Genomic DNA, 11,080 nt, shown 5'->3' with positions numbered 1-11,080 from the left:
ATCGGCCGCGATCGCTTCAATATGGTTGGCATAGCCGCTCTCGGCCGCCTGCGCGATCACTTGCTGGAATTGCGCGATATCGCGCGGCGCCAGCGCCTGGCCAGCCAGGCTTTCCTGCAGCAATTCGGGGATGGGGCCAAACAGTTCAGCCAGGCCCTGCCTGGCGGGCGCCGGCAGATTATTCACGCCCACGCTGCACACGCGCAGCACCACCAGCGCCGGCGCCTCGGCGCCGTCCTGCTGCAGCGGTCCCTGCGTCAGGGTAAAGCGCGTGCCGGCACGCAAGGTGCGCACGGTCGAACGCGCCTGCCAGCGCTCGCCGCGCGCTTCGATCGCCTGCATCTGCAGCAAGGCGTAGCGTTCGGCCTGGGCCGCACTGGCATAGAAATACTGGCCCGGCGTGTCATAGCTTTCCAGCGCGGGCGCGTTTTTTCCGCCCGGCGCCAGCCGCGTCGGCACGCTGGCGCTGACGGCTTTCTTGGCCTTGTAATCGTAGCTGAGCACGCTCGCGACCGCCGTGCGCAAGACGCGCGCCCGGCTGAGCGCCTGGATGGAATCGGCCTGTTCCATGGCCCGCGCGCCATGAAAACGGATGCCGCCGCCTTGCGCGCTGCTGGCGTCTTCCGGCACCGCGCTCAAGGCGCTGCTGTCGGCGAACAGCACCAGGCAATGGCCGCCCTCATGTTCTTCGAAACGCCAGGCCAGACCTTCTTCGCTCAGCAGGCGCGTGACGAAAGCCAGGTCCGACTCGCGGTACTGGCAGCAATAGCTGCGCGGCTGCGCCTCGGCCATGAACGGCCCCGTGTCGCCGCTCCAGCGCCAGTCGGCTTGCGGCGCGTACGCCTGGAACACGCTGTCGACGATCTCGATCACGCTCTTGTCTTGCCAGACGCGGCTGTTGCGTACCTGGCTCAACAGCCATAGCCACGGCGTCAGGCGCAGCCGGAAACGGGCCAGTCCGCCATCGCTGCCCAGCATGGCTGCAGCGCTGATATAGCCGGAAAACTGCGTGCGCGTGCCATCGGCCAGGCTGGCGTGCAGCGCGGCCGGCTTGCCCAGCAACGGCGCCAGCGCCACATTCGCCTGCGTGGACAGCACGATGATGTCGCGCGCGCCCACGGTCTGCAACTGCTCGTCGGCGACAAACGCTTCCACCAGCCACTGTGACGTCCCGCCCTCGCCGCCGTCCAGCGACAGCTCATACAGCCGCGTCACGCTGCTGAAACCAGCCAGGGAAGCGTTGACCTGATCGGCGCTGGCCGCACTCATTTTCCGCCTTTCGCGGCAACTTGCCTGGTCTTGCATTGCGCGTTGCCGGCATGGCCCTGGCAGGCGCGTGCGCGGCAGGCCACGGCGGCGTCGCGCTTGAGCGCCGCGCATTGCTGCAACTGGGTCCGCAGGCCGGAAGCGGTTTTCTTCGGCGCCGGCGCGGCCTGCGTGTGGGCCAGCAGGGCCGACAGCAGGGCGACATCGCTGTCTTCGGCGCGGCGCGCGGGCGTGGCAGCCGGCCCTTTCACCGGTGGCTTTTTGGCTGCAGGACGGGGCGCCTTGACCGCCGGTTTCACGGCAGCCGGTGGCGGCGATGGCGTTTCCAGCGCCTTGCTCAGCACATCGTCGGGATGCGCGGCACGCGCGTTCCCGGCAGCGGCCGTGGTGGCTGTGGCGGCTGTGGCGGTCGCGCCGGCATCAAGCATCTCGCTCAGGCTCTGCTGCGGCGCCTCGTCATGGATGCTGGCGACGGCCGGCGGCGGCGCCACGGCGGCGGGTGCGGCAGTGGCGGCGGGCAGGGGAAGCGGCGCAGCGTCGTCGCCAGCCCTTTCTCCGCGCTGGCCCAGCCAGATGCCGGCGGCCAACAAGAGCAGCAGCGCGGCCACCGCGCCCATGCCCCCGCGCAGCGCCAGACTGCCGCGCCTGGCCTTGACGGGCGAGCCGGTATTGCCACCCTCGAGCGTGGTCAGGATGCGGTTACGGTCGGCCTCCGCCTGCTGCGCCTGGGTCAACAGGCTGGGCCGGGCCGGGAGCCGGGGGCTATCGTCATGAGTTCGCAAAATGTGCGCTCCTGTAATATTTGCAAGACTTTACGCTATTCAACAAAATCATGACGCGTGCCATAAAATCAACAGTGCGCACCCCCCGCACAATTGAAAAAAGCCCCCCTTAATTATCAGTTTTGTAAGATATACTTCCAGGCAATATCCATCGCGTCCCTGTTTTCCCTGATGGACAGCACCGTTCCCCGCAGCCAAACATTTATTGATTGAGGTTAGCGTGTTCCTACTCGCGGTAGCGCTGTATTTCATCCTGGCATGCCTGATCAGCTGGCTGATCCTGTTTCCTGCCGGGCGCGATTTCGTGCTGCACGCCGTCGATGGCGCGGAGCAGCGCCTCGCCGCCTGCCTGCAGCGCGTGGCCAGGCGCCGGCAGACGGGCATGGCCATCCTGGGACTGCGCGGCGCCACGCTGTGGGCCCGCACGGCCGACCTGCTGCGCCGTCATTACCTGCTGTGTCTCGCGGGCGTGGCCGCGATCAGCCTGCCGACCCTGCTGGCCCTGATGGCCGACAGCAAATCCATGCTGGGCGCCTACGATGTGTCGACACGGGAAATGAATACGCAGGTGGCCAGCCTGCTGCAGGGCGAGCAGCTGGTGCCGCCCGTCGATCTGCCGCCGCTGGTGTTTGCCACGGAAGAAGTGCGCCAGGAGCGTCCGCTGCTGGTATCGGCCAGCCGCAACTGGACCTTGCTGAATGTGGAATACGCCCAGCGCCTGCTGCTGGTCTTCAAGATCATGAAGGAAAAACATGGCTACGAGATGGCGCTGCTGGAAGGCTACCGCAGTCCCGAGCGGCAAGATATGTTGGCAGGCATGGGCCCCAACGTCAGCAACGCGGCCGCCTTTCAAAGCTGGCACCAGTACGGCCTGGCGGCCGACTGCGCCTTCCTGCGCAATGGCAAGCTGGTCATTTCCGAGAAGGATCCGTGGGCCATGCGCGGCTACCAGCTGTATGGCGAAGTGGCCGAATCGGTCGGCATGACCTGGGGCGGACGCTGGAAGATGATGGATTTCGGGCATACGGAACTGCGCCTGCCCGGCGTCATGAAAAAACACTGAAGGGAGCGCGTATGGCGGGTCCGGTAATCAGATTAGGCGACAAGACATCGCATGGCGGCACCGTGCTGGAAGCATCGGCGGTGAGCGACAGCGGCGGCATCGGCATGGCGCGGGTCGGCGACAAGGTCGCCTGTCCCCTGCCCGGCCATGGCGTATGCCCCATCGTCAGCGGCGACTCCAGCCTCATCGTCGATGGCAAGCCCGTGGCGCGCCACGGCGACAAGACCAGCTGCGGGGCGCTGCTGATCGCCAGCCAGCAAGCCACCACCGACCAGGCATGAAGACCCTGCCCATATGCGGAGGAGCCCGCTGATGCGCCCCTGGTTGCGACGCTGCCTGCTGACCGTGTCCGTCTTTGCGCTGAGCTGGACGGGCGCCATCGCCTACTGGCGCGACAGCACGCGCATGCCGACGCCGGGCGAGCTGGCCGGCGCCATGCTGGCGCTGCCGCTGGCCCTGCTATTCATGCTGTGGCTGGGTAAAAAAATGCTGGCCAGGCTGCTGGCCGGGCCAGCCCTGGCGGCGCCGGGCCTTGCCGCGCCCCTGCAGGCCGAGACGGCGACACCTCCCGCGGCGGCGGTGCCGCTGCATATCGTGGCCGCCAGCCTGCGCATGCCGGGCGGCGCCACGCCGTCAGAATTGCTGGCCGCCATGCGCTCGCGCCAATGCCGTCCCGCGCTCGACGGCCAGTTGCTCGATGCGGACGGCTATCCCCTGCTGTGCGCCAGGGTGGACGGCATCGACGAAGAGCTGCAGCAGCAATTGCTGGCCGCCTGGCTGCGCGAGCATCCGCAGGCCGGCCTGGCCAGCGAACCGTTTCCCTTCAATCCGGAAGACTTGCGCGCGCTGGCCCTGGGCGCCGTGGTGCTGGCCGAACTGGTGGACGAAGCCCTGCAGCATGCGCTGTCCGCAGGCGCACCGGCCTCGCCAGCCAGCGCGCTGCCCATGCTGCGGCTGCACCTGCTGACGCCGGCCTCGTGGAGCGCCGCCCAGCACCGGGCCGGCGACGCCTGGCTGCGCCATCTGGCGCGCGAACAGGGCTGGCCGGCGCAGCAATTGCTGCCGCCCACCGAGCCGGCCACCCGGCAAGCGGCGCCGTTTGCCCTGTTGAACCAGCTTGCCGGCCACGCGGCCCCACCGCAGCCGCCCTGCCTGTCCATCGTGCTGGCCTGCGATTCGCACCTGGGCGAGCTGCGCGTGCATGTCCTGGCGAGCCAGGAGCAGCTGTTCAGCGCCAGCCAGACGAATGGACAGATTCCTGGCGAAGGCGCGGCCGGCCTGCTGCTGGATATCCCAGGCGCGGCGCCACCGCTGGACGAGCCGGCGCCAGTCCTGCTGCACCGCGCCGCCACGGGCGAACTGCCGCAAGGCGCCAGCCAGCGGGGAGCGGCCGACAAGAACATGCTGGCGGACCTGGGCAGGCAGGCGCTGGCGGCGGCTGGCGACGAGGCGACGGCCGGCATCGCGCTGGTCAGCGCCGATACCGACCAGCGCGCCAACCGCATGCTCGAACTGATGCAGTGCGCCGGCGCCCTCTTGCCTCAGCTGGACCTGGGCGAACAGGTGCTGGGCGTCGGCGCCGCATGCGGCCAGTGCGGCGCCGTCACGACGCTGGCCGCCCTGGCCATGGCACGGCAAGCGGCGGCCGACGACGGCGCGCAAGTTTTATGTCTCAGCAACCTCGATCCACTCCAGCGCGGCGCCCTCGTCATTGGTCCGCCCGCGCAAAACAGTCACAGCACCACCTGATACACAGCGACGTCCCATTCACGCACCTTAACGGTTTGCACACGATAAAACTATGATGCAACGATTCTGGCACTTCCTGACTTCACGCACCAGCCTGCTCATCCTCGGCATCGCGGCCGCCATCCTGCTGCTCTTCGCCTGCGCCGTCATTTTCGACTGGCCAGCCATCCGGCTGCTGCCCTTCCTGGCCGCGGCGGCGCTGCTGGGCGCCATCGTGTGGTGGCTGCGCCGCCGCCGGCGCCGGCGCGAGGGCGCCAGTTTCAACAGCATGCTGGAGCAGCAGGCGGCCGGCGCCGCGCCCAAGGCCGGCCCGGTGCAGCGCGAGGAAACCGAAGCCATCCGCAAGCGCATGCTCGAAGCGATCAATACCATCAAGACATCGCGGCTGGGCCAGCTGTCGGGCGATGCCGCGCTGTATGAATTGCCGTGGTACATGATCATCGGTAATCCCGCCGCCGGCAAGAGCACGGCGATCGCCAATTCCGGCCTGCAGTTTCCTTTTGTCGACAGCAAGATCGTGCAAGGCATGGGCGGAACGCGCAACTGCGACTGGTTTTTCACCACCGACGGCATCCTGCTCGACACGGCCGGACGCTACGCCATCAACGATGAAGACCGCGCCGAGTGGTTCGGCTTTCTCAACCTGCTGAAAAAACACCGCAAGCGCGCGCCGATCAACGGCATCATCATCGCCGTCAGCATTGCCGAGCTGACCGGCAGCAAGCCCGAATTCGCCATCGAACTGGCCAAGAACCTGCGCCAGCGCGTGCAGGAACTGACGGAGAAGCTGGAAGTCCATGCGCCCGTGTACGTGGTATTCACCAAGGCCGACCTGATCACCGGCTTCAGCGAATTTTTCCACGATGCCGAGCGCGCCGAACGCGACAAGGTCTGGGGCGCCACCCTGCCCTACGGCGTCAACAACTCGAAGCAGGACGTGCTGGAACAGTTCGACCAACGCTTCGACGAGCTGTACGATGGCCTGAAGGACCTCAGCCTGGCCAATATGTCGCTGCTGGGACGCGAGCGCATGCCGCCCGGCGTGTTCACCTTCCCGCTGGAATTCAGTTCCGTGAAAGGGCCGCTGCGCGCCTTCATCGCCACCCTGTTCGAGGAAAATCCGTTCCAGTTCAAGCCCGTCTTCCGCGGTTTCTATTTCACCAGCGCGCTGCAGGAAGGCGCTTCCGTCTCCGCCTCGTCGGAGCGGGTGGCGCAGCGCTTCGACCTCAAGCCGCAGCAGCAGGAACACCAGGCTGTCCAGGCACAGGACCAGCACGGCTACTTCCTGCTGAACCTGTTCCGCAAGGTGATCTTCGCCGACCGGGAACTGGTGGCGCAATACGCCAGCCCGCGCAAGACGCGCTTGCGCTATGCCACGTTTTTCACCGCCATCACGCTGGCCGGCCTGGCGCTGGGCGGCTGGAGCTGGTCCTATCTGGCCAACCGCCAGCTGGCGGCCAACGTCCAGGCCGACCTGGAGCAAGCCATCAAGGTGCAGGACAAGCGCCTGGATCTGCAGTCGCGCTTCCAGGCCCTGGAAATCATGCAGGACCGCATCGAGCAGCTGGAAGCGTACCGCAGCAAGCGGCCGCTGGCGCTCAGCCTGGGCCTGTACCAGGGCGATTTGCTGGAGCGCAAACTGCGCGAGGAGTATTTTTCCGGCCTCAAGGAAGTCATGCTCGCGCCGGTGGCGCAATCGCTGGAATCGTTCCTCGCGGAAGTGAACGCGGGCGCCGACCAGCTGCAGCCGCTGACGGCCGTGCCGGCCGGCACGACGGCCGCAACCACAGCCAGTCCGCCAGCCAGTGCGCCAGTCAGTGCGGCAAGCCAGCCCTTCAAGGATGCCGCGCCGACGAATGTCGAGGATGCCTACAATGCCCTGAAAACCTACCTGATGCTGGGCGACAAGTCGCGCGCCGAGGCCGGCCACCTGAACGACCAGCTGACCCGCTACTGGCGCGGCTGGCTCGACGCCAACCGGGGCAACATGCCGCGCGAACAGATGATCCGCAGCGCCGAGCGCCTGATCTCGTTCTACCTGACGCAGATCGACGATCCGTCCTGGCCGCAGATCGAGAACAAGCGGGCCCTGGCCGACCAGTCGCGCGACAGCCTGCGCCACGTGGTGCGCGGCATGCCGGCGCGCGACCGCGTGTATGCGGACGTGAAGGCGCGCGCCGCCACGCGCTTCCCGTCGATGACGGTGGCGCGCATCGTTGGCGAGCAGGACAAGGAACTGGTGCTGGGCAGCTACGCCATCCCCGGCACCTTCACGCGCGACGCGTGGGAAAAATACATCCAGCAGGCGTTCCAGGAAGCGGCCAACCGCGAATTGCAAAGCGCCGACTGGGTGCTCAAGACGGCGTCGAAGGATGACCTGACCCTGGAAGGCAGCCCGGAACAGATCCAGAAGGCGCTGGTGGAACTGTACAAGACCGATTACGCCAGGGAGTGGCAGAAATTCCTCCAGGGCGTGAGCATCCGCGAATTGAACGGGTTCGACAACGCGGCGCAGGCGATGAACCGCCTCGGCGATCCGCAAGCGTCGCCCCTCAACAAGCTGATCGAGACGGTGTACCAGGAAACCTCGTGGGACAACCCTTCGCTGCTGGGCCAGGGCTTGCAGCGGGCCCAGCGCGGGGCGATGGACTGGTTCCGCGAAACGGTGCTGCGTCAGAAGCCCGCCGTCGCGGCGCCGGGCCAGGCCGGCGGCGCCATGCCGATGGGACCCGTCGGCCGCGAATTTTCGGGCGTGGCGCGCCTGGTGGTGGCGCGCGACAAGGAAGCCTCGCCCATGCGCGGCTACCTGGCGGCCCTGTCGAAGCTGCGCGTGCGCTTCAACCAGATCAAGAACCAGGGCGACACGGGCCCCGGCGCCAAGCAGCTGATGCAGCAGACGCTCGATGGCAACGGCTCGGAGCTGGCCGACGCGCTCAAGTACGTGGACGAGCAGATGCTGACCGGCATGAGCGACCAGCAAAAGCAGGCCATCCGCCCGCTGCTGGTGCGCCCGCTGATGCAGACCTTCGCCGTCATCGTCAAGCCGACCGAGACGGAGATCAACAAGGTCTGGCTGGCGCAGGTGCTCGAACCGTTCCAGAAAACCCTGGCGCCGAAATATCCGTTCGCGCCCGACTCGCGCATCGAGGCGAGCAATGCCGATATCGGCCAGGTCTTCGGCCCGGAAGGCGCCATCGCCAAGTTCTTCAACACCACCATCGGCCCGCTGGTCGTGCGGCGCGGCGACGCCATCAGCGCCAGGACCTGGGCCGCGATGGGCATCACCCTGGCGCCGCCGGTGGTGGCCAGCCTGCCCGGCTGGGTCGCCCCGCTCAGCGCCAACGGCGTGGCCACGGCGGCCGGCGCCGCCGAAGCGCAGACGCGCTTCGACCTGCAGGCACTGAATGCGCCCGGCGCCGCCGAATACACGATCGAGATCGATGGCCAGGCGCTGCGCTGGCGCGGCCAGCCGCAGCCCTGGGTGCACATGGTCTGGCCCAACCCGCAGGGCGTACCCGGCTCGCGCATCAGCGCCATCACGCCGGAAGGGCGCACCGTGGTGCTGCTGAACGAACCGGGGCATTTCGGCCTGAAGAAGATGATCGACTCGGCCAGGCGCACACGCAAGGAGGGCGGCGTATTCGAACTGAGCTGGGAAAACAGCGGCGTCACCGTGACGGCCAACCTGAAGATCGTGACCGCGCCCGCGCCGGCCGCCACCTCCGCCGGCAACCAGGGTTTCCGTGGCCTGAAACTGCCGGAATCGGTCGCCATCGGCGCGCCGGAAACGGCCACCGCCATCGCCGGGAACACGCCATGAGCCGCCCTACCGTTACCCAGATCGGCTATTTTGGCAAGATCCCCAGCCGCGGCGACTTCATCAAGCACGGCGACAATCCGCCCCTGCTGAAGATGCTCGATGACTGGCTCGCCAACGCCATGGAACTGATGACGGCCGATGCGCGCTGGAAGCTCACCTACGATGCGCTGCCGCCGCTGCATTTCGCCTTCATCGGCCCGCGCCGCGGCCGCGCCATCGCCGGGCATATCGCCGCCAGCAGCGATGCCTCGTCGCGCCGCTTTCCCTTCCTGATGATGGGCGCCATGGAGGTGGCGCAGCCGGCCGGCTTTGTACCGACCAGTCCGCTGGTGCTGTCGCGCCTGTGGAACCGCCTCGATGCCCTGAGCGCCGAGATGTGCGGCGCGGCGGCCGGCGCCGCGCTGCCGGCGGCCGCCGCGGGCGCCAGCATCGAACTGGACTTGCGCGGCAGCGCCTACGAGGCCGCCTTCGACGATTTTCTCGCCTTGCAGACGGTGGGCGCGCTCGACGCCCTGCTGGCGCCCACGGGTTTTGGCGGTTCCGTGCGCCAGGTGCTGCTGGCCCTGGGCATGCTGCTGCAGCCCGTCATGGCCAGCAGCTCCAGCCGGCTGGAAAAAAGCCTGGAACTGCCGCTGCCGGCCGACCCGCTGTACCGCAACCTGGTGGCGGCCTTCTGGATGCACCTGATCTCCCCGTTCCTGGCGCGCGCCGACTTCGAACTGGCGCTGTTCATCACCCGCATCCGCGGCCGCCATGCGCTGGTGCTGGGCTTTTGCGGCGCCTCGGCGCAGACCCTGCACGCCATCATGGAACCGCAGGCGGCGCTGGAGCACCACATCGCCTTCGACGACCTGGCCTGGGTCGAGGAACACGCCGACAGCGACTACGCCATCAAGAAAGCCTCGAGCTACCTCGCACAGGCCAACCTGTCACTCAAATCGGCGCACGACACGTTTCGTGCCGCCTTCATCGGGACCTGATCATGCGCCACATCCGCCTTGCCATCCTTCTCAGCCTGGTCTTCGCGCCGGCCGGCGCCAGCGCGCAAAGCGCCGCCGCGCCGGCGGCCACTGTCTCGGCGCCCGCCGCCGCCACGCCGCAGCCGGGCCAGGTCCTGGCCAGCGGCACGGTGCCGGACGAAGCGGCCAAGGCGGCGGTGCTGGTGCGCCTGCGCGAACTGTACGGCGCCGACAAGGTGGTCGACCAGATCGCCGTCGGCCAGGTCGCGCAACCGGCCAACTGGAACGCCTATGTGCAAAAGCTGCTGACGGCGGACCTCAAGCAGATCCGCCGCGGCCAGCTGAAGATCGAAGGCAGCGTGGTCAGCGTGCGCGGCGAAGTGGCCAACGAGGCGCAGCGGCAAAAGATCGCCAGCGACTTCGCCACCAGCCTCAATCCCACGTACACCGTCAACAACGGCTTGCGCGTGTCCGCCTCCGAACAGAACATCCTCGACGGCGCGCTGGCCAACCGCACCATCGAATTCGAGAGCGGCAAGACCACGCTGACGCCGTCTGGCCGCGCCATCCTCGACGAAATGAGCGCGGCGCTGCACAAGCTGGCGGGCCGCAAGGTGGACATCATCGGCCACACCGACAACCAAGGACTGCGCGCCAGCAACCAGAACCTGAGCCAGGCGCGCGCCGAGGCGGTCAAGACCTACCTGGCCGGCAAGGGCATCGACGGCGATCTGCTCAGCGCTTCAGGACAAGGCCCGGACCGTCCCATCGCCAGCAATGACAGCGCCGATGGCCGCGCGCGCAACCGCCGCATCGAATTTCGCATGGTCCAGTAAGGCCGCCATGCCGCCAGCAAGCCATCCGCCCCACTGCCGAGAACACACATGATTTCAGCCGACCAGCTCCTACTTCCCATCAGCGCCGAGCAGCCATGCGGCGTCGACCTGTCCTTCTCCACCGACTTCGACGCCATCGGCCAGGCGCGCAAGTTCGACGACCCCACGCTCGACCAGGGCGAGTGGGTCACCGACCTGAAGGAAGCCGACTGGGCCTTCGTCCAGCAGCGCTGCGCCGCCCTGCTGGGCACAAAGAGCAAGGACTTGCGGCTCGCCGCCTGGCTGGCCGAAGCCAGCGCCAGGCAAGACCATTTGCGCGGCCTGGGCGAAGGCTATCGCCTGCTGGCCGGCCTGCTGCGCCAGTACTGGGACCTGGGCCTGTACCCGCAGCCCGATGGCGACGACCACGAGCAGCGCATTGGCAACCTGAGCTGGATCCTGGCGCGCACGCCATCCCTGGTGCGCGCCATGGCGCTGACGGACAAGCAATCGGGCGGCTGGTCGACCATCGACTTCGAGACGGCGCGCAAGCGGGCCGCCAGCAACCAGGACGGCGTCAACGGCACCAAGCTGGTGGACATGGAGGCGGCGCGGCGCGCCACGTC

General features: G+C 67.6%; 9 protein-coding genes. 7 read left to right on the top strand and 2 right to left on the bottom strand.

What is annotated here, in order from left to right:
- Both HWE17_RS27825 and HWE17_RS27820 read right to left on the bottom strand, forming a co-directional pair.
- A partial coding sequence (locus HWE17_RS27825; protein ID WP_176391024.1) for a type VI secretion system Vgr family protein occupies positions 1-1,269 on the bottom strand: 1,269 nt, incomplete at its 3' end.
- Positions 1,266-2,048 (bottom strand): hypothetical protein, encoded by a 783-nt coding sequence (locus HWE17_RS27820; RefSeq protein WP_176391023.1) that lies wholly within the window; start codon positions 2,046-2,048, stop codon positions 1,266-1,268. The genes HWE17_RS27820 and HWE17_RS27825, both read right to left, overlap by 4 nt.
- 220 nt (positions 2,049-2,268) lie before the next feature.
- On the opposite strand from HWE17_RS27820, the gene HWE17_RS27815 reads away from it, so the two are divergent.
- From HWE17_RS27815 to tssA, 7 genes are all read left to right on the top strand, one after another.
- A complete protein-coding gene (locus HWE17_RS27815; RefSeq protein WP_176391022.1) occupies positions 2,269-3,111 on the top strand; it encodes a M15 family metallopeptidase in 843 nt (280 codons plus the stop codon).
- A gap of 11 nt (positions 3,112-3,122) precedes the next feature.
- Positions 3,123-3,392 (top strand): PAAR domain-containing protein, encoded by a 270-nt coding sequence (locus tag HWE17_RS27810; RefSeq protein ID WP_035817470.1) that lies wholly within the window; start codon positions 3,123-3,125, stop codon positions 3,390-3,392.
- A 31-nt stretch (positions 3,393-3,423) separates the two neighbouring features.
- Positions 3,424-4,860, top strand: coding sequence for a hypothetical protein (locus HWE17_RS27805; RefSeq protein ID WP_176391021.1), 1,437 nt, complete (start codon positions 3,424-3,426; stop codon positions 4,858-4,860).
- A gap of 55 nt (positions 4,861-4,915) precedes the next feature.
- Positions 4,916-8,680 (top strand): type VI secretion system membrane subunit TssM, encoded by a 3,765-nt coding sequence (gene tssM, locus HWE17_RS27800; RefSeq protein WP_176391025.1) that lies wholly within the window; start codon positions 4,916-4,918, stop codon positions 8,678-8,680.
- The gene (tagF, locus tag HWE17_RS27795; RefSeq protein WP_035817466.1) at positions 8,677-9,660 is read left to right on the top strand and encodes a type VI secretion system-associated protein TagF; all 984 of its coding nucleotides are present in this window, start codon (positions 8,677-8,679) and stop codon (positions 9,658-9,660) included. Before tssM ends, tagF begins: the two co-directional genes overlap by 4 nt.
- Before the next feature lie 2 nt (positions 9,661-9,662).
- A complete protein-coding gene (locus HWE17_RS27790) occupies positions 9,663-10,475 on the top strand; it encodes an OmpA family protein (protein ID WP_176391020.1) in 813 nt (270 codons plus the stop codon).
- 48 nt (positions 10,476-10,523) lie between these two features.
- A partial coding sequence (gene tssA, locus HWE17_RS27785; RefSeq protein ID WP_176391019.1) for a type VI secretion system protein TssA occupies positions 10,524-11,080 on the top strand: 557 nt, incomplete at its 3' end.

Source organism: Janthinobacterium sp. BJB401, assembly GCF_013372745.1.
Lineage (GTDB): Bacteria > Pseudomonadota > Gammaproteobacteria > Burkholderiales > Burkholderiaceae_D > Janthinobacterium > Janthinobacterium rivuli.
The sequence above is the reverse complement of the archived record's forward strand: the minus strand, read 5'-3'. Positions and strand labels throughout refer to the sequence as shown.